Origin of the sequence: Streptomyces sp. NRRL F-2664, assembly GCF_000719345.1 — a bacterium.
Taxonomy (GTDB): Bacteria; Actinomycetota; Actinomycetes; order Streptomycetales; family Streptomycetaceae; genus Streptomyces.
Window position 1 is genome coordinate 17874 of record NZ_JOFX01000020.1, and the last position, 17832, is coordinate 35705.

At 66.9% G+C, this 17832-nt stretch carries 19 protein-coding genes; 15 read left to right on the forward strand and 4 right to left on the reverse strand.

All coding sequences use genetic code 11. The annotated features are described in order from the left end of the window. The first annotated feature begins 151 nt into the window (after positions 1 to 151). The 4 genes from IF89_RS0118425 to IF89_RS42150 all read left to right on the forward strand — a co-directional run bounded on the left by IF89_RS0118425 (position 152) and on the right by IF89_RS42150 (position 5244). Positions 152 to 814: a hypothetical protein gene (locus IF89_RS0118425; RefSeq protein ID WP_030768782.1), complete on the forward strand. Its 663-nt coding sequence runs from the start codon at positions 152 to 154 to the stop codon at positions 812 to 814. 805 nt (positions 815 to 1619) lie between these two features. After that, positions 1620 to 2804: an ABC-three component system protein gene (locus IF89_RS46010; RefSeq protein WP_158717881.1), complete on the forward strand. Its 1185-nt coding sequence runs from the start codon at positions 1620 to 1622 to the stop codon at positions 2802 to 2804. Then, positions 2801 to 3307, forward strand: a complete 507-nt coding sequence (locus tag IF89_RS46015) for a three component ABC system middle component (protein WP_158717882.1) — start codon at positions 2801 to 2803, stop codon at positions 3305 to 3307. The genes IF89_RS46010 and IF89_RS46015 overlap by 4 nt, the downstream gene beginning before the upstream one ends. Next, positions 3304 to 5244 carry a DUF3732 domain-containing protein gene (locus IF89_RS42150; RefSeq protein WP_078628385.1) on the forward strand — a complete coding sequence of 647 codons (1941 nt, stop codon included), beginning with the start codon at positions 3304 to 3306 and terminating at the stop codon, positions 5242 to 5244. The genes IF89_RS46015 and IF89_RS42150 overlap by 4 nt, the downstream gene beginning before the upstream one ends. A gap of 96 nt (positions 5245 to 5340) precedes the next feature. On the opposite strand, the gene IF89_RS49355 is transcribed toward IF89_RS42150, so the two are convergent. From IF89_RS49355 to IF89_RS38090, 4 genes are all read right to left on the reverse strand, one after another. After that, positions 5341 to 5793: a deaminase gene (locus IF89_RS49355; protein ID WP_030768785.1), complete on the reverse strand. Its 453-nt coding sequence runs from the start codon at positions 5791 to 5793 to the stop codon at positions 5341 to 5343. Further along, positions 5790 to 6473 carry a RibD family protein gene (locus IF89_RS49360; protein WP_030768789.1) on the reverse strand — a complete coding sequence of 228 codons (684 nt, stop codon included), beginning with the start codon at positions 6471 to 6473 and terminating at the stop codon, positions 5790 to 5792. The genes IF89_RS49355 and IF89_RS49360 overlap by 4 nt, the downstream gene beginning before the upstream one ends. Before the next feature lie 37 nt (positions 6474 to 6510). Then, positions 6511 to 7929, reverse strand: coding sequence for a helix-turn-helix domain-containing protein (locus tag IF89_RS42155; RefSeq protein WP_043194109.1), 1419 nt, complete (start codon positions 7927 to 7929; stop codon positions 6511 to 6513). A 233-nt stretch (positions 7930 to 8162) separates the two neighbouring features. Then, the gene (locus IF89_RS38090) at positions 8163 to 8540 is read right to left on the reverse strand and encodes a winged helix-turn-helix domain-containing protein (protein ID WP_158717883.1); all 378 of its coding nucleotides are present in this window, start codon (positions 8538 to 8540) and stop codon (positions 8163 to 8165) included. A gap of 270 nt (positions 8541 to 8810) precedes the next feature. Between IF89_RS38090 and IF89_RS0118450 the strand changes: the two genes are divergently transcribed. The 11 genes from IF89_RS0118450 (at position 8811) to IF89_RS0118500 (ending at position 17688) form a co-directional block, all read left to right on the forward strand. Then, the gene (locus IF89_RS0118450; RefSeq protein WP_030768804.1) at positions 8811 to 9113 is read left to right on the forward strand and encodes a hypothetical protein; all 303 of its coding nucleotides are present in this window, start codon (positions 8811 to 8813) and stop codon (positions 9111 to 9113) included. After that, positions 9110 to 9754 carry a GGDEF domain-containing protein gene (locus IF89_RS0118455; RefSeq protein ID WP_030768806.1) on the forward strand — a complete coding sequence of 215 codons (645 nt, stop codon included), beginning with the start codon at positions 9110 to 9112 and terminating at the stop codon, positions 9752 to 9754. Before IF89_RS0118450 ends, IF89_RS0118455 begins: the two co-directional genes overlap by 4 nt. Beyond that, positions 9754 to 10842, forward strand: a complete 1089-nt coding sequence (locus IF89_RS0118460) for a hypothetical protein (RefSeq protein WP_030768808.1) — start codon at positions 9754 to 9756, stop codon at positions 10840 to 10842. Before IF89_RS0118455 ends, IF89_RS0118460 begins: the two co-directional genes overlap by 1 nt. Beyond that, the gene (locus tag IF89_RS0118465) at positions 10842 to 11225 is read left to right on the forward strand and encodes an RRQRL motif-containing zinc-binding protein (protein ID WP_030768811.1); all 384 of its coding nucleotides are present in this window, start codon (positions 10842 to 10844) and stop codon (positions 11223 to 11225) included. Before IF89_RS0118460 ends, IF89_RS0118465 begins: the two co-directional genes overlap by 1 nt. Before the next feature lie 92 nt (positions 11226 to 11317). Next, positions 11318 to 13543, forward strand: coding sequence for a cell division protein FtsK (locus IF89_RS0118470; protein WP_234327803.1), 2226 nt, complete (start codon positions 11318 to 11320; stop codon positions 13541 to 13543). A gap of 140 nt (positions 13544 to 13683) precedes the next feature. Next, positions 13684 to 13935 (forward strand): hypothetical protein, encoded by a 252-nt coding sequence (locus tag IF89_RS0118475; RefSeq protein WP_030768817.1) that lies wholly within the window; start codon positions 13684 to 13686, stop codon positions 13933 to 13935. A gap of 23 nt (positions 13936 to 13958) precedes the next feature. Further along, positions 13959 to 14153: a hypothetical protein gene (locus tag IF89_RS0118480; RefSeq protein WP_030768821.1), complete on the forward strand. Its 195-nt coding sequence runs from the start codon at positions 13959 to 13961 to the stop codon at positions 14151 to 14153. Between the two features lie 12 nt (positions 14154 to 14165). Next, positions 14166 to 14615 carry a hypothetical protein gene (locus tag IF89_RS0118485; protein ID WP_030768827.1) on the forward strand — a complete coding sequence of 150 codons (450 nt, stop codon included), beginning with the start codon at positions 14166 to 14168 and terminating at the stop codon, positions 14613 to 14615. An 11-nt stretch (positions 14616 to 14626) separates the two neighbouring features. Then, positions 14627 to 15133 carry a hypothetical protein gene (locus IF89_RS0118490; protein WP_030768830.1) on the forward strand — a complete coding sequence of 169 codons (507 nt, stop codon included), beginning with the start codon at positions 14627 to 14629 and terminating at the stop codon, positions 15131 to 15133. A gap of 84 nt (positions 15134 to 15217) precedes the next feature. Then, positions 15218 to 16144 carry a bifunctional DNA primase/polymerase gene (locus IF89_RS0118495; RefSeq protein WP_030768832.1) on the forward strand — a complete coding sequence of 309 codons (927 nt, stop codon included), beginning with the start codon at positions 15218 to 15220 and terminating at the stop codon, positions 16142 to 16144. Beyond that, entirely contained in the window at positions 16141 to 17688 is a 1548-nt protein-coding gene (locus tag IF89_RS0118500; RefSeq protein WP_030768835.1) for a YfjI family protein, read from the forward strand. Before IF89_RS0118495 ends, IF89_RS0118500 begins: the two co-directional genes overlap by 4 nt. Positions 17689 to 17832 lie beyond the last annotated feature (144 nt).

The window sequence follows — 17832 nt, forward strand, 5'->3', positions numbered from 1 at the left end:
GCCTCCCTCCCACCTTAGGCAGCGCGCCCCTCCGCTCCCCACCCGCCGATCCCACAGAGTCCCTGGAGCGGGCGTCGTACGGAAACCCGGAACCCGAAGCCTCCTGCGTGCCACACTGGCGGCCGACTCCGGCAGAGGGGACGTGGGCCCGGTGGGCGAGGCGGACGAGGTGCGCCAACTGGTCGCCGCAGCAAGCGGACTCCCTCGCGAACGACGTGGCCGCCGATGGGCCCACACCTCCTTGTGCGTCCTGGACGCCGTCTTCTCGATCAACGCCGACTACGACCGCCACACGGCCCCCACCTGCCACCGCTACGCCACCTGGGCCCGCATCCCCCCGCACCTCCCGGCCCCCGACGAACAGCCCCTCGGCCGACTCGTGGCCGACATCCGCAAGGCGGGCACGGAAACGTTCTCCGCAGAGGTCCTCCGGAACCTCCAGCGCACACGGGCGCACCCCATGGCCCCCCGAAAGACGGAAGCGGCCCTCCGCTACGCCGAGACCCTGACGTTCCACGGCGTGCACACCCTCGCCGACGCCGACGCCCTCCTCGCGGACGCGGACCGCCTGAAAACCGTCGAACACGCCCTGGCCGGCATCCCCGGCCACGGCTCGGGCGCCCGCCTGTCCTACCTGTGGATGCTGCTCGGCGCCGACGACCGCATCAAGCCGGACCGCATGATCCTCCGCTGGCTCGAAGCCGCCCTGCACCGCCCGGTGACCCCACAGCAAGCGATCCACCTCCTCAAAGAGGCGTCAGCGAGCCTGAATTGCACCCCATGGGAACTGGACCACGCCATCTGGAAGGCCTAACGCCGGCGCTGAACCGACGCCGTACGACGTGGCGGCTCTCACCTTCGCCTCGAACGACCGCTTCCGGAGGATCAGGTCAAGACGGTTCTGCAGAGGTACGCGCACATCTCCAAGCACCTCGACCACTCCCAGCAGGCCCACGCCCGCCACGACGAGACCTTCGCCGCTCTGCGCCACCGGGGAGGTTCGGCCACGCCGTTCGTCGAGAGACGGAAGTGGGTGAAGCGACCTTCACCTGAACCGAACTCACCCACGACCTCACCAAGCTCAACGACGCCGCCACCGGGGCGAAGGCGACGGCGCAAGGGTGCCTGCCTGCCCGAGGGGCTTCGGCGCTTTCGGACTCGCCTGGGACCATCCGTCAAGATCCTGTGCGCGAGTAGTCCACAGGCTCTGAAGTAGCAGTGAACCCGCGGCGCTCGGCGGCGCATACGCGAAGACCCCGTCTCCAGCATGCGCGCTGGCGGCGGGGTCTTGGACACACTTGCACAGTGTGCCCCCGGCAGGATTCGAACCTGCGCACACGGCTCCGGAGGGCATCGGCCGATGTGGCTCGAAATGGCACCGACCTGCGGAAACGAGGAGCGCGGCTCGACCAAGCCACGTCCTCACGCGCTGCTCACACGCCAGTGGCTTGGCTGGCAGGATCCTCTCGGGATGCCCGGAAGGGTCCCAACCTGAGCCGTACAGACCAGCCACCACGATCCGCTCGGCACCAGTCCGTACATATAGCTTCACAAGGGGTAATTACGCTGGCTAGGATCTAGCCACCATATATTTCGGTGGTTGGACACATGGGGGGCACATGGCCGACTACTCTGCCAACGAATCCATGCTCGGGTATCTCTATCAGGCGCGGTACGCCCTGCATGCTGCCTTGAGCCGGATGGAGGCAGGATCCAGCGCCAACGTTCGAATCGAACAGCTAGACGACGTCAGTTTTGATGCGCCAGGAACCCCGACAGAACTCCTCCAGCTCAAATATCATACCGATCCGTCGACAACCCTACCCAACGCATCGGCTGATGTCTGGAAAACCCTGCGGGTCTGGTTGGATCAGGGCGATGGATATTCGTTCTCAGGGGAAAGCCCTGTTTCTCGTTATCTCATCACCACAGGCAGGGCGGCAAAAGGGTCGGCAACCTATTACCTGCGCGATCACGATCGCGATGTGAGTAAAGCTCTGGAAATTTTGACCAAGACTGCACAGACCTCTGAGAATAAAGAGCAGCAGGATGTGTATCGCATGTTTCTTGGTCTGATCCCGGAAGAGAGACTTGCTCTCGTTTCAACCCTAATTGTGGTTGATAGTGAACCACTCCTGGAAGACCTTGAGCTTGACTTGCAAAAGAAGCTGTACTTCGCGGCTTCGTCAGACAAGAGGCCAGCCTTCCTGAGGAGACTGGAAGGCTGGTGGTTTCAGCGATGTGTTCAGCATCTCCGCCATAAAGTTGCGCCCCCGATTACAGTTGGAGAGATCCAAGAAGAGCTTGAATTGATCAGGGAGGAGTTCAGGCGGGATAATTTGCCGATCAACCCGGAAGTCTTCGATATTGTCGAAGAAGAGGCGAGTCGCCGTGATTTTGTGCGCCAGCTTCAACTAATTAGTGTAACCGGGCCTCGTTTGGCTGGTGCTGTCTCATCTTACATCCGAGCTTTCGCGCAAAGGTCGGAGTGGGTGCGGGACGACCTGCTCACGCCGGGTGAGCTTTCTAGATATGAAGAGCGGCTGAAGGAAGCCTGGGGCGTGCGTTTCTGGGAGTCCCGGGAGGAGCTCGGGGAGTCTGCCGCTGAGGCCGAAAAAGTAAAAATGGCGCGAGCGCTCTATAAGTGGGTTGAGCAAGAAGCCGACATCAGAATTCGAGAAATGTGTCGCGAATCGTTCGTGATGCAAGGCACCTATCATGGCTTGGCCGACCGACTTGACGTCGGATGGCATCCAGACTTTGAGGCAAGGCTGGCAGCCCTGCTTGAGGGTGAGCCTGCATGAGCGAGTGGCTTCAACAGTTCAGTAGCCAAGAGGAGGCCGCGCTCTTCAATCCAGCGTTCCTCGCGGTCGTAATTCGAAAGGCAGCCGAATCATACGAGTCTGAAGTCGGTGTGCAGATGCCGATTTCTTTGGCGTTCCTTGTGGTGCCAGCAGCTATGAGTAAGCAAATCCGCGACACTTTCCCAGTCATTAAGACGACATCGCTCCTGGTGTGGATCGAGGCACACGAGAGGGAGTGCTTGATTCTTCAGAAGAACGCACCCGCTCTAGCGCCAGCTGTGCGCAGGGCTCTGATCCTCGGCTCGCAAATGAAGCTGTTCGAGTTCCCTGGATCCAGAATCCAGGCGAATCCGGCACGCGGAATCAGATCTTTGGTCAGTCTGTCGCAGGGTTCTTCTGAAGTGAAGGAGGTTCTCAAGGTCGCCGAGAGGCTGGGTAAGAGTTTCGCAAGATCAGGCGATGTGGCCTCTATTTTTTCGATCTGGGGAGTGGCGGCAGGATGATGCAAATTCGCGAGATTGTTCTGTACTCCTGGACCGGTCAAGTGCGACGGCTCCCATTGAAGTTGAATGCGGTAAATATCATCACGGGAGATTCGGCGACGGGCAAGACCGCCCTAACGGATATCATCGATTACTGTCTCGGCAGCGGCACGTGCGAGGTTCCGCAGGGGAGGATCACGAAAACTGTCTCCTGGTACGCCTTGCTTCTCCAAGTTAACGACTTTCAGGTTTTCGTTGCCCGGCAGGCCCCGGAGGAGAAGGCTCAATCGTCGCAGCGAGTCTTCGTTAAGCAAGGTCGGGTGGTCGGGGTTCCCGAGTACCCTGAAGTCACGCCCACGACAAATGTTGATGGTCTGATTGGCCTCCTATCCAGGCTTCTTGAACTGCCTGATACCGGAAATTCGAACCTTCAGGGTATTCCCAATTACTCCGTAACTGTGCGTCATGCTGCGTTCTTTCTATACCAGCAGCAGGACGAGATTATCAGTCGACAACGCCTATTCCATCGTCAGGGGGAACCGTTCGTTTCGAACGCCATTCGTGAGACTTTGCCGTTCTTCCTGGGGGCTATTACCGCAGACGATGTGACTGCTGCGCGTCGGATCGGCCGACTTAAGAAGCGCATTAAGGATGCAGCTAAGGAAGTGGCAGATTTGGAGGCGGCGGCAGACCGCGGCGGCGCGCGAGCGTTGCAGCTTCTAGCGGAGGCGGCGAGTGCAGGATTGACAACGATCAATTCTGCTGGGGGAAGCATGGCAAGCGTAAACGCGATGGCTGAGTTGCGAACCATTTTGGCACTGCGTGAGGCCGTCTCTGTTGGATCAGGCGAGTTGTCCATCCGTCAAATCGACGGTGCCGGCAGCTCGCGCCAGCTCCTCCTCGAACAACGTGAGAATATTCGCCGCAGGTCTAAGCTGGCTCAGAGTTCCCTTGAGTCCATTACTACGGTACTGGCAGATAGGAGGAACTTTGAGAGAGAGGTGGCGGAACAGCGGGCTAGGCTCTCATTCGTTCAGCTAATTCCGGACTCTGCGACAGATGATTGCCCTCTGTGCGGCTCTTCGGTTGACGGGCATCGCGATGAAGTTTCCGGTATGCGTGACCACTTTGCATCCTTGAATCAGGTGCGTCAGGCTCTGCCAGCTGAATCCCCACGGCTGAAGGGCCTTGCTGACTCGCTTAGGCGAGAGATCGAGGAATGCCAGCAAGCGATCAGGGAGAATTCGGCCCAACTTGAGGCAATAGAACGGGCGAGTGAGCGTGTCAGGGATCTGGCCCTGCAGGAAAGCGTTCAGGCTGCGGTGCTAGGCCGGATCGATTTTTACCTTGAGGGCGTCGGTGGGGATGAGCGGCTCAGGCTTCTCAAGCAGCAGTTGGATTCTTTGCGAATTGAACTTGAGGTAGCAGAGGGGCAAATCGACTCCGATGTGATCCGCGATAGAACTATCTCTATTCTGTCGAGGTTGAATCAACTGATGACCAGTTGGTCCAACCAGCTCCCTATCGAGCATTCAGCGGATCCGATGAGGCTCGACCTCAAGAAGCTTCAGGTCATTGTTGACACCCCAACTGGGCCGCTCGCCATGCCTCGAATCGGCAGTGGCCAGAGTTGGGTTGCGTACCATCTGCTTGTGCACATGGCACTCCATGAATGGTTTGCTGAACACGGTAGGCCAGTTCCAGGATTCGTATTCTTTGATCAGCCGTCACAGGTCGGATTCCCTGCGGACTCGGAATATCGAGATCACGATGCGGCTTCGGGTGACAGAACGACCATTGCAGACACCTTCCGGTTCATCGTTGATGCCGCAGAGCGCGCTGAACGTCCCTATCAGATCATCATCGCCGAGCATGCCGATTTCGATGAACAGTGGTTCCAAGACTGCGTGCGCGAAAAATGGCGAAATGGTAAGGCTTTGATTCCAGAAGACTGGTAGTCGGCCTTGGGGTGAGACCTGCGTTCCAGTTGAAGTGTGGGTGGTTGTTCCTTGTCATTCGGCGCACCACCTAACTCGGTCTTGGGATGGAGTCAGCTACGCCAGCAGGTGATCATTCACCGACCGAGCACGGCCAGCTAGGTCGTGGAGCTCCACCACCTGGAGGCCTCCTGCTCGGAGGGTTTCCACGCCCACGCAGTCAGCTACCAGGAGGCTCGGCTCTCGCCAGGCGATAACCACCCGGCGGATGGGGGAGTGGAGGATCAGCTGGGTGCACGTGAGGGGGCGGGACTTGCGCTCCGAGCAAGGTTCCAGCGTGCTGTAGAGCGTTGCGCCGGCCAGTCGGGGGTCGTCCGCCGGGAGCTTGGACAGGGCCGATTCCTCGGCGTGGACGTGGGCGTCCGTCTCGCGGGAGTAGCCGTTGGCCAGCTCCTCGCCGTCCGCGCCCACGATGATGGCGCCGACGGAGAAGGCTCCCTCGGCCGGCGGGCACTTGCGGGACAGCTCGATGGCCCGCTCCATCCAGGTCACATCATCGGCGTGCGTCATGCGGAGCCCTCCTGCTTGGGCAGGTAGCGGAGAAGAACGACGTCGCCGATCGTGCTGGCTTCGGCGAGGTGCATTCGGCGGGTGGACCCGCCGGGGTACGTGGCGGGGTTCAGGAAGCGGGGGGCGCCCGGGTCGCCGACGACCAGGGGGGCAATGGCGAGGTGGATCTCGTCGGCCAGGCCCTGGGAGAGGAATGCGGTGTGGATCTGTCCGCCGCCCTCCACCATCAGCCGTTCTATGCCGCGGGCACCGAGGTCGTCCAGCAGGGCGCCGAAGTCGATGGCGGGGCCCGTGGAGACCACGTCCGCGAGGCCGGCGAGGCGCTCGCGGAGCTTCTCCTCGCCCGCGTCCGTGGTGTAGGCGAGCTTCTCTCCGCCGTGGTGCCAGAACTTCAGGTCGGACTCCAGGTCTCCACTCGCCGAGATGGTGACCTTCAGGGGGTAAGCGGGCTTTCCTGCGGCTACCCGTGCCGCGCGTCGCTCTTCGCTGTTCACCAGCAGTCGCGGGTTGTCGGACCGCATCGTGCCAGCGCCGATCAGGATGGCGTCGGACTCGGCGCGCACCTGGTCCACCCGGTCGAAGTCCTCGCTGTTGCTCAGCAGGAGTCGTTCGGTGCTGGTGTCGTCGATGTAGCCATCCACGGATGTGGCCACGCTCAGGAGGACGTACGGGCGGGGCATTGGGTCTCCTTCATGTGCTGGTCAGGGCGGAGGGAGTTCAGGCCTGGCGCAGTACTGCCTCGGTCAGAGCGTCCTTGAAGTCGCTCACGCCAGGGACCGTACGCCATTGATCAAGTACTCCATCGAGCTGGGCCAGCTCCCGCGCGATGCGGTCGGACCCGGTTTCCTTCGCGACGGCCAAGGCCTGCAGTCCCGCGGAAGCTGCCTGCTCGGCCTCGCCCGCGCGGGCCAGGGAGACGGCCTCCCGTCCCAGGTAGACGCCGCGGTCGCGGTGGTAGCCGGCGGGCAGTCGGCTGATGGCATCGCGGAACCCTGCAGCCGCTCCGTGATGGTCACCGAGTGCGGCAAGGCTGTGCGCCCGCTGCACGTCTATGTACGCGCCATCGAGCCACACACCCCACGGGGAGGTGGGATCCGGGTCCATCCGGGCGAGGAGTTCCCGCGCGTGCTCGTACGCCCGCTGAGCCATCACCGGGTCTTTCCGGAGAGCGTGCCCGTGGGCCCCGTACGTTGCAGCCACCGCCGCCAGGCGACTCCTCGGCGCGGCTCGGTCCTCCGCGGCCTCAGCGACGTCGACCGCCTCGATCGGGTCGTTCATGTCGCCGGCAAGCTGACTGCGGCGAGCCAGGATGTACGTGGTCAGCTCGTCGTCGCCCGCCATGTGGGAGGCCTCCAGGGCCTCGCGCATCCAGTGCTGGGCGGCGCGGAAGTCCCCGAGGTCCTGGTAGAGCCAGCCGCACAGTTCCGAGTACTGGGTCTGCAGCTGGAGGAGCTTCCGGCGGTCGGTGCCGCGGCGGTCCGCACGCAGTTCCTTGATGGCGGCGATCTGCTGCTGGACTGTCGGTATCACCCGATGGGGGCCGAAGAGGTTGTCGTTGTCGATCAGCACCCGTCGGGTGGCTTGGAGAAGTTCGATCGGGTCGGCCCCGGAGGCGATGAGGTCAGACCGCGGGGCAGGGCTCGCCGCTGCGGAGAAGTCGGAGGTCGCAGCGATCGCGGCACCAGCGCCGAGCGCGCCGATCAGAGCCCTTCGGGACAGGGACACGAAGATGATCCTTCCGTCATCGGAACGAACGGGGACAGACATCCCCTCCTCCGACGTTGCCTGAGTCTCCGGTTCCTCAGCCAGGGCCACAGAGCCGTTGGCCACATGGGGCCCTCGTTTAGCCACATCCACCGTGGAAAGGGCCTCCAGGCTGGCCCCTTCGAGGATCGACGAGTGGAGCCGTACGAGCGAGCCGCTGGCGCCGAGCGCGTCGTCGTAGGCCCTGACCAGGTCGGCCGACGCCGCCTGCCCGCCGCGTTCCACACGGGCCATGTAGCTGGTGTTGAACAGGATCGATCGGCTGAGCTTGCCCAGTGATAAGCCCCGCTGCGTGCGCCAGGCGCGCATCTCGGCGCCGAGGTAGTGCTGAGGGCTTGCATGCGGTGTCAGGTCGTTCGGTCGCTGCCCCACTCGTCCCCCTCATGCGGCCTATGTGGCCGCCTCCTGGCGGCCACATAGCAGACCTGTCGGTCACTCAACTGCCCGGTCTACAAAGGGTGCAGAGGGGCGGACGACAGCCTAGCGACGCAGGTCGGAGCCCTCCATTCGATCCGAACGAAGGGGGCAAGATCGTGACAACAACTGCCGCTCGTGAACCCATCGCGCGGCCCGCCGGCGACGGCCGGCGCGGCGGGCGCCAGGATCTACTTCTCCTCCAGCCCCACGACCCGCTCGCGGAGTTCGGCGACCTCGCCCTGGAGCCGGGCAACCTGGTCGCGGAGCTCAGCGATCGCGTTCTCGGGGCTGGCGAGCTTCGCGGCGTCGGAGGCCTCCGCGGTCAGGAACGCCCCCTTGCCCTGGTGGCTGACCGCGAGGCCGTCCGTCTTGAGCTGGCGGATGGCGTCGCGAGCCACGGTCACGGTGACGCCGTACGTTGCCTGGAGGTCCGCCAGGGACGGCAGCTTGCGGGACTCCGCGAACTCGCCGGCCGCGATCCTCCGCCGCAGCTGCTCCGCCACCTGCTGGTAGGCGGGCTTGCCGGTCCACTCGACCATCTGCACCTCATGTCTCTTCGCCGTCACTGCCTCAGTGTGCCCAAGCGGCCCAGGGAGAGCTAGCGCCCGCCCCGCTCTTCCCCGGAGAAGGGCTTGCGCAACTCTGCCTCACAGTGCACTCTGAGGCAGAGTTGAGCGTCGCGGAAGCGCGGATCAACAGGCCGCAACTGCCCTGCCGGTAGCTGCGATCGACCCTCGTTTGCCCTGCCCGGAAGGCCCGCTCTATCCCCGGGGCCGGTCGCCTCTCGCCAAAGACCGCGACCGCCTCGGTATCCCTTCGACTTCAGGAGAACGACGATGCGTACGTACATCGGCGGCCAGGAGGCCGCCAATGTCGAGGAGTTCATCGAACTGGCCCTCGGCACCCCGTTGGAGCTCTGGCTCGGGGTGGAGGGGGAGACCGAGGAGGAGCGCGCGGCCCGCCTGGACGCGGCCCGCGACATCCTCGCCGAGAACCCCAACCTGCCCGACGACGTGAGCTGGATCGCCGCCCTGGTGATCGAGGCCAACGCCCCGGAGCTGTTCAACATCAGCCCGCTGGTGCGGCGGCCCGCCAGCCGCCGCCCGTCGCACAAGGGCGGCAAGGGGGCCGCGGCATGAGCCACACCCTGACCGCCCTGTCCGTCGCCTTACCGCTCGCATCCGGCTGGTCGGTTCACAGCCTATGGATGCGGCGCCGGATCGAGACCGCCCGCCGCGACCCGCTCACCGACTTGTGGACGCGGGACCCGTTCGAGGAGCGCGCTCGCAAGAGCCTCGCCCGGAAGTGCCAGCTCGCCGTTATCGTCCTGGACCTCAACCGGTTCAAGGAGATCAACGACACCCTCGGCCACGCGGCCGGAGACGCGATCATTCGCGCCACCGGCCGGCGTCTGGGCGGGTGGGCCGAGGAGCGCGCCGGTGTGGCCGGTCGTCTGGGCGGAGACGAGTTCGCCGCCGTCATCCCCGGCTACGGCGTCGACAAGCTCCGCGCAGACCTGCACATGCTCACCGCTCGACTGGACCGGCCGGTGCCGTTCGACGGCCACCTGGTCGAGGTGCACGCGTCGATCGGGGCCGCCTACTACCGCGCCGGCGCCGCGGAGCTCTCCACTCTGCTGCGCCGTGCCGATGAGCAGATGTACCGGGCCAAGCAGCGCGGCGGGGGCTGGCGCATCGCGCAGCGGTTGACCGTGCCGGAGCTGCGTACGGTCAACGGCCGCCGGGACGGCCGACGTGGCACCGGTGGTGAGGCGGCGTGATGACGTCTCGCAGGTCGCTGACCAAGGTGCAGAGGGTCGTTCTGACGGCCGCGTTCGTGCCCATGGTGGCCACCGGCGTCGCTGGTGGAGCGGGCACCTTCAGCAACATCCGCCGCGCCTACGGTTCGGGTACGGCGGTAGGAGCGGTGGCGGCCGGTGAGGGTGCGACCGCCGTGCTGGCGCTCGTACTGCTCGGCCTGACGATGCTGGGGCAGTCCTCCCCGGGGATCATCCGGGTGGGCTTGTGGGCCCTGCCCGCCGCTGCCTCGGTCATGGCCGCGATGGCCGCCGATGGACCGGGCCGCACGGTGATCTACGCCGTTACGCCGATGGGCATGTGCGTATCGGCCGAGGGCATGGCGTTCCTGGCCCGGCGGATCGTGGTCCACCAGGACGGCCGCGACGCCGAGGCCGAAGCCAAAGCGGCCGCCGTGGTACGTGCCCTGGCGTACCACCGGGGTCGTGCCGCGAACCATCCGTCGGGTTGGGTGCGGAAGTGGTCCGACCGGACATCGTGGCGGCTGGCCAGGAAGGTGGGGCTGGGCGACGCGTCGCTGGGTGCCAGGCTCCTGGACGTTCAGCGCGACCGGCTCACCAGCGGCGCGGACGCCGCCCTCGCCGCCATGTTCACCGGAACCGCAGATCGGGATGTAACGCCTGATATCACCGAAAATCGGTTGGGGTCTGACCTGCACAAGTCGACTGCCGAGAGCCCGACCGTTGCTGCCGACGTATCCCTGCCCGAGTCGGCCGACCCGGTTCCCGCCATCGAGGCGGCCGGACGGGGCGAGTCGGTGCCGGCAGCCGTGCCGGTCGAGCTTCCCCAGTCGACTCCTGCGCGGGCAGTCGCGGCCGCCGAGTCCGCTCCCCGTCGGGCGACTGGTCGGGTGCCGCAGTCGGCTCGTACGCCCCGACCGACTCGCACCCCGGACGAACTCCTCGCCGAAGCCCGGTCGGTCACGGCCGACTGGCCCGACGCCCGACTGACGGCGGAAGGGATCCGCAAGGCGGTCCGTACGTCGTCCGCCAACGGCCGGACGCTGCGAGACGCGCTCAAAGCCGAGCGCGCCGAGCCTGAGGCAGCCTGATGGCCTCGCTGAGGTTCGCCAAGTGCTTCGACCCGGAAGGCGCCCGTTTCGGGATACCGACCTACCCGTGGCGCCTGGCCCCCGAGGGCCTGGCCACCCGCCGCCAACTCCGCGCCGAGGGACTGCGGCCCGGTGGCCAGCCAATCGCCGCGCAGCTCCTGCGGCCCCGGTTCCGGCGTGAGCCGTTGGTGGCCTACCTGTACCGCGTTGACCTGGCCAAGCCGGTCCGGCCCATGACTTCGCGCAAGTGGGGAGCGCTCGCTCTGGCGATGCTCGCCCGCCGCACCTGCCCCCAGTGCACCACCGACGCCGGATACGTCATTCCGGCCTCGCTCGGCATGTGCGTCCCCTGCGCCTACCCCGAAGAACAGCGCGCCGCCTGACCGCACAGATCGCGAGCTACAACCCCGGACGGTCGGCCGCCCACAGCGCCGTCCGGGCCCCTTCCCACCGCTACAGAGGGAGCAGACCCACCGTGTCTGAGATCCACCTCATCGAGCAGCCGGACGAAGAGCCGGACAGCACGCAGAACTCCCCGGGGTCGGCGTCGGTCCTGCCGTTCCCCGCAAAGAAGGGCAAGACCGAGCCGCTGGCCCCGGGCGAGGCCAGGCCGGGGGAGTGGGAGGCCGAACTCCCCGATGACCAGCCGGACGACAGCGGGACCGTCGCGGAGGGCGATCCGGTCGACCCTCCCAAGCACGAGTTCCCGCCCTCGATCGCCGAGGTGATCGAGGCCAAGGACAAGGCCCGCCGGCCGGTACTTCCGGACTGGCTGACCAGCGCAAAGCAGCGAGCCGCCGTCGCCAAGTGGGCGGTCGGCCACTACGGCCAGACCACCGCCTACCACCTGGTGCGGACCCCCGTGTACTCGGCGAAGCTGCTGGCCTACGCCCCGCGCGGCGCCTTCCGCTGGGTGGGGGCGACCGGCCGTTGGGTCTCCGACGCCGAGGGCCTTCCGGTCCGCCTCGCCGCAGTCCGGACCGAGGACGCGGGGGAGTACCTCAAGCTCTCCCGGCAGCGGGACGCCCGGGTGAAGCTCCGCAGCATCATCGCCACCCTGGCCAACGTGATCGGCCTCGGCGCGGCTCTGGCCATGTGGGTGCTCGCCCCGGCCTGGCTCCTCACCCTGGCCCTGATCGCCCTGACCGGGGCGCTCGGCTGGGTGGGCGCGCCGGCGGACCGGCCGCTGATCGATGCGGCGAAGGTGAAGTTCCGCCACCGCAAGCTGACCTCGGACATCGTGACCCGCGCCTTCCTGGCGGCCGGACTCACCAAGCCGGATCAGGGCATCGCCTTCCCGCAGCCCATCCGGCAGGACGGCGACGGCTGGCGCGTCGTCGTGGACCTCCCGTACGGCAAGACGTTCTCCGACGCGGTCAAGAAGCGCGACGCGCTCGCCTCGGGCATCGATGTCGCCGAGACCCAGGTGTTCCTGGACCGCGATACGACCAGCTCACGCCGGGTCTCCATGTGGGTGGCCAACCGCGACCCGCTCGCCGTTCCGACCGGCCGGACCCCGCTCCTCGGCGCGGACCGGGTGGACTTCTGGAAGCCCTTCCCGTGGGGTCGGGACGAGCGCGGAGTCGAGGTCGAGATCAGCATGCTCTGGCTCTCGCTCCTCGTCGGCGCCGTCCCTCGCCAGGGCAAGACGTTCTCCGCCCGCACCATCGCGCTCGCCGCGGCCCTGGACCCGTACGTCCGCCTGTACGTGTTCGACGGCAAGGCATCCCCGGACTGGAGGAAGTTCTCGATGGTCGCCCATCGGGTTGGCTTCGGCACGGTGCCGCAGGGCGGGGTGGACCCGGTCATGCATCTGGTCAACTCGCTCCAGGAGCTCAAGGCCGATGTGGAGGACCGCTACCACCGGCTCTCCGAACTCCCGCTGCACGTCTGCCCGGAGGGCAAGCTCACCCCGACCATCGCGCGAGACAAGAAGTACGGCATGCCGCTCGTGCTCTTCGTGGTGGATGAGGTGCAGGAGTACCTGATGCACCCTGTCCACGGGAAGACCATCCTTGACCTGCTGGTCTTCCTCGCACGCGTCGCGCCGGCCGTCGGTGTTTCGGTGATGACCGCGACTCAGAAGCCCGACGACACAGCCTGCCCGTCCGTGCTCCGCGACCAGCACCAGGCCCGATTCGCCCTGCGGGTCGGCGCCTACCAGGTCTCGGAGACCATCCTCGGCGCCGGATCGTACGGCGAGGGCCTGGATGCCTCCCGCCTCCTCAAGTCCCACAAGGGAGTCGGCCTGCTCAAGGGCATGTCCGACGACGCCGGAATCGTCCGCACCTACCTTGCCGACGGCCGCGACGCGGAGACCATCCTCACCCGCGCTCAGGCCCTCCGGGAGTCGGAGGGCACGCTCTCCGGCGACGCCGCCGGAGAGGCGCCGGCCGATGCCGCGCTCGCCACGATCCTGGACGACATCGCCGCCGTCATCGGCAAGGGCGAGGCCAAGATCTGGTCCGAAACCATCGTGGACCGGCTCGCCGACCACCGCCCCGAGGTCTACGGGCCGTGGGCCGAGATGGATCCCAAGCCCAAGGCCGAACAGCTCACCGCGGCGCTCAAGCCGTACGGCATCGGCACCGACCAGATCGGCCGCCGCATCGACGGCAAGACCGTCAACAAGCGCGGCATCGAACGCGCACACATCGCCAAGGCGATTACAGAACGCAACAAGAAGCGGGACGCGGGCTAGCCGCATGGGGCCGCTAGTGCTAGCAGCGGACGTCGCTAGCGCTAGCGACCCCGCTAGCGGCCCGTATGCCATCTGATCAGGTCGCTAGCGGATAGCGGCCCACCTGCGGAAACCGTCGAATCCCGCCCTGGAGGCCTCTTGTGACCCTCTTCCTGCTCGCTAGCGTCCTCGCCCTGCTGTTCACGCTCGGTTACGCGGGCCTGTGTGCTGCCTCGCCGTTCGGCCGCTGCCGCAAGTGCAACGGGCTGGGCTTCGCCCTCACCCACGACCGCAAGGGCAGGCCCAAGCGCGGCAAGCACTGCCGCCGCTGCGACGGCCACGGCATCCGCATCCGGGTCGGCCGCCACCTCTACAACCTGTGGGCCCGCACCTACCGCAACGGCACCCGCTGAACCCCACACCGACTGGAGTCGCCATGACCTTCACCATCTCCGCCGTCCTGCTCTTCGGCGCTGGATCGTTCTTCGTCCTCAAGTCCAAGTCCGCCGGAGCCGGAGCCGCGATGGTCCTGTTCCTCTTCGGCTTCTTCACCGCCGGGACCGGCGCCTACGAGCCCATCACCAACCTCGTGAAGTCCGCCGCCGTCGCGGTCACCGACATCGCCGAGTAAGGAGGCACCGCCGTGAACCACCATGACCCCGCCCGCTGGGAGACCACCGAGACCCACCACCCGGTCCCCCTCACGCCCGCCCCGCTGGCCGTCCACCACCCGCACGCCGTTCCGGACGTCCAGACCATCCAGCTCCCCGACGGTCGCATCATCACCGGCTACGCCATCGCCCTCACCAAGGCCCCCGAGCCGGTCCCGGAACGGCCGGCCATCAACCCGCTCGCCGTCAACATCGCCCTCGGTGGCATCGGGTTCGCCGCGGCCTGCAGCGGGCTGATGCTCCTGACCACGTTCATCGCCGCCGTTGCCGCGCTCATCCAGCAACTCGTCATCCTGGCCGCCGTCATCTTCGGCGGCTTCATCGCCACCCAGGTCCTCGGCACCAACCACGGCCGCGGCAACGGCGGGACGGTCGTCAACATCCGCCGGGCCGTATTCAAGCGCAACAACTTCCGAGGGTGAAGGAGCCAGCCATGTTCGAGATCCGCGTCATCTGCAGTCCGGCTGAGGCACCCGAGATCACCAAGGCCCTGTCCGAGACGTTCACGACCGGCCCGGTCCGCCGGCACCCCACCCGCGACGGCGAGCGCGTCCGGCTGTACGTCACCGCCGAGCAGCAGCCGAGCCACTGGCCCGCACCCGTGACCGCCTACGCCGCCGCGCCGAGCGTCATCAGCGAGATCGGATGGACCGCCCGAGGCGTCCGCGACTGCCTGCACGGCGTCCATGTCCGCGAGTTCTGGCTCCGCAAGGCCGCGCTCCTGGACCGGATCGCCCTCACCGACGACGACCCCGTGAGCGGCGACGCCGCCACCCTCGCCGTCGAAGCGGCCCGCCGCCTCATGGACATCGACCAGACCGCCGGCCTCGGCCCCAGCGGCTACGCCGACGGTCCGTACACCCCGGATCACCCGGACAGCATCCGCGACCCCCGCGGCTACGTCCGCCAGGAGTACGCCCTCTGGAAGCGGCACCACTAGCTGTGCCCGGGGCGGTCGCCTCTCGCCAAAGACCGCGGCCGCCCCGGTTCTCCGTCCCTTCGACAGAAACAGGAGATCCCCAGCATGACACCAACCCCCATCCCGGCGCTGCTGTGCGCCGCCCTGGCCGCCGCAGAGCGCGGCTGGCCCGTCTTCCCCCTGCGCCCTGGGGACAAGCGGCCCGCAGGTCACCCCGAACGCAACTGCCCCGGCATCGGCCGCTGCACGGACGGCCACCGCACCCCCGAGCAGCGCGCCACCCTCGACCACCGGCAGATCACTGCGTGCTGGCAGGCGGCCCCGTACAACGTCGGCATCGCCACCGGCCCGGCCGGACTCCTGGTCGTGGACCTCGACGTCCCCAAGGACCACGACGGACCCGCGCCCGAGGACTGGGCGGGGGCGACCGATGGCCTGGACGTGTTCGCCATGATCTGCGAGCGCGCGGGTGAGCGGCTGCCGACCGAGACGTTTACGGTGCGCACCCGCCGTGGCGGACAGCACCTGTACTTCACCGCCCCTGTCGAAATGCGGCTACGTGGGAGCGCAGGGCGGCTGGGGTGGAAGGTCGACACGCGAGCCTGGGGCGGGTACGTGGTCGCCGCCGGCAGCACCGTCGGCACCGGGTCGTACGAGATCATTCACGACTCGCCCCCGGCCCCCCTCCCCACGTGGCTCGGTGACCTGCTCACCACGCCACCCGCACCCGCCCCGGTCCCCGTGTCCGTTCTCCGTTCCCGGATCGGAAAAGCGGACCGGTACGCGGCGGCCGCCCTGAACGGTGAGGTCGCCAAGGTCGCCGCCGCTGTCACCGGCACCCAGAACACCACCCTCTACAACGCGGCCTACGCCCTCGGCCGCCTGATCGCCGCAGGCACCCTCACCGAGACGGAAGTCACCGACGCGCTCACCGCTGCCGCACCGAAGGGGCTCGCCCCCTCCCGGATCGCTGCCAGCATCCGAGACGGCATTCACCGCAGCTTCCGCAACACCACGGGAGACGCGGCATGACCGGACACCCCGTGGACGGCGACCTGTGGGCGGGCATGGACGCGACCGACGAACCCCAGCCCACCGAGCCCGTGTGGGAGGAGCCCATCCCGCTCAGCGGGCGTCGTGAGCTTCCCGCCTTCCCCGCGCACGTCTTTCCGGCCTGGCTCGGCTCGTTCGTGAAGGCCGTCGCCGAGGAGACACAGACACCCATCGACCTGGCCGGGTCGATCGCCCTGTCGGTACTTGCGGCAGCGGCCGGCGGGCGGTCGGTCGTTCACGTCCGAGGGAGCTGGAGGGAGCCCACCAACCTGTACGTGGTCTGTGCGCTGCCCCCGGCCAACCGCAAGTCCGCCGTCTTCGCGCTGCTGACAGATCCGCTGTACGAGGCGGAGAAGAAGCTTCGGGTGACGATGGCTCCGGCCATCGTGGAAGCGGCGATGACCGCCCGGCTGGCCAAGGAAGCGGCTGACAACGCCGCGGCCAAGGCCGTGAAGGCCGACGGCGGGAAGCGCGAGGAGCTGATCGCCGAGGCGATCGGGCTGGCACAGACTGCCGAATCGGTGGCGGTGCCGGTTGAACCTCTGCTGCTGGCCGATGACTCCACCTCGGAGACGGTCACCTCGCTCATCGCGGAGCAGGGCGGCAGGCTCGCCGTGATGTCGGCCGAGGGCGGGATCTTCGACATCATCGCCGGACGCTACTCCGGGGCCCCCAACATGGAGGTGTTCCTCAAAGGGCATGCGGGGGACCGGCTGAGGGTCAACCGGCAGACCCGGCGCGAGTACATCGACCACCCGGCCCTGACGATCGGGCTGGCCGTCCAGCCGGACGTGTTGCGAGACATCGCCAAGGTCAAGGGCTTCGATGGGCGCGGACTCCTGGCCCGCTTCCTGTACTCCATGCCCCGCTCCCTGGTCGGTGAGCGCGAGGTCATCACCGCCCCGATCCCCGAAGAGACCGCGGCCGCTTACGCGAGCAACGTTCTCTCGCTCACGCTCTGGCTGGCCGAGTGGACCGACCCGGCCGTCATTCAGCTCAGCCCTGAGGCGGACGCGGCGCTGATCATCTACCAGCAGCGGGTAGAGCCGCAGCTCGCGGCCCGCGGTGGGGCGCTCGGGCACATCGCGAACTGGGCGGGCAAGCTCGCTGGGGCCGTGGTGCGTATGGCAGCTCTGCTGCACCTCGCCGAGCACCTCGAAGGTGGACACACCAAGCCGGTGGCCGAAGCCACCATGCGCGCGGCGATCACCCTGGGGGAGTACTTCACCGCCCACGCCCTTGGGGTCTTCGACGTCATGGGCGCGGATCCCACCGTGGGGCGCGCCCGCTCAGTGCTGGAGACGCTGCGGGCAGGCGGCTGGGAGGACGTGAGCCGTCGGGATCTGTTCACCAAGCTGTCCCGGTCGGAGTTCCCCAACATCGCCGATCTCGAACCCACGACCGCGCTGCTGGAAGAGCACGGCTACCTCCGCTCCTACCAGCCCCAGCGCACTGGAGCCCGCGGCCGGCCGCCAGCACTGCGCTACCAGTTGCACCCCTCCCTCCGGAAGGACGAGGGGTGAGCGGCCGCCATCCCTCACCCCGCCCGCACAAACCGCACAATCGCGAAACTCCTGCCACCTGCCTCTGACCTGCATAAACGCGACATCAGAGCATCCGGCTGGGATCGCCGCACAAGTCGCAGACAATCCGCAAAAATCCTGCGC

Bases quoted from the DNA above. Each gene is read 5' to 3' on its own strand.
- IF89_RS46010 (WP_158717881.1), top strand. From the start codon at position 1,620: ATGGCCGACTACTCTGCCAACGAATCCATGCTCGGGTATCTCTATCAG.
- IF89_RS46015 (WP_158717882.1), top strand. From the start codon at position 2,801: ATGAGCGAGTGGCTTCAACAGTTCAGTAGCCAAGAGGAGGCCGCGCTC.
- IF89_RS42150 (WP_078628385.1), top strand. From the start codon at position 3,304: ATGATGCAAATTCGCGAGATTGTTCTGTACTCCTGGACCGGTCAAGTG.
- IF89_RS49355 (WP_030768785.1), bottom strand. From the start codon at position 5,793: ATGACGCACGCCGATGATGTGACCTGGATGGAGCGGGCCATCGAGCTG.
- IF89_RS49360 (WP_030768789.1), bottom strand. From the start codon at position 6,473: ATGCCCCGCCCGTACGTCCTCCTGAGCGTGGCCACATCCGTGGATGGC.
- IF89_RS0118450 (WP_030768804.1), top strand. From the start codon at position 8,811: ATGCGTACGTACATCGGCGGCCAGGAGGCCGCCAATGTCGAGGAGTTC.
- IF89_RS0118455 (WP_030768806.1), top strand. From the start codon at position 9,110: ATGAGCCACACCCTGACCGCCCTGTCCGTCGCCTTACCGCTCGCATCC.
- IF89_RS0118460 (WP_030768808.1), top strand. From the start codon at position 9,754: ATGACGTCTCGCAGGTCGCTGACCAAGGTGCAGAGGGTCGTTCTGACG.
- IF89_RS0118465 (WP_030768811.1), top strand. From the start codon at position 10,842: ATGGCCTCGCTGAGGTTCGCCAAGTGCTTCGACCCGGAAGGCGCCCGT.
- IF89_RS0118480 (WP_030768821.1), top strand. From the start codon at position 13,959: ATGACCTTCACCATCTCCGCCGTCCTGCTCTTCGGCGCTGGATCGTTC.
- IF89_RS0118490 (WP_030768830.1), top strand. From the start codon at position 14,627: ATGTTCGAGATCCGCGTCATCTGCAGTCCGGCTGAGGCACCCGAGATC.
- IF89_RS0118495 (WP_030768832.1), top strand. From the start codon at position 15,218: ATGACACCAACCCCCATCCCGGCGCTGCTGTGCGCCGCCCTGGCCGCC.
- IF89_RS0118500 (WP_030768835.1), top strand. From the start codon at position 16,141: ATGACCGGACACCCCGTGGACGGCGACCTGTGGGCGGGCATGGACGCG.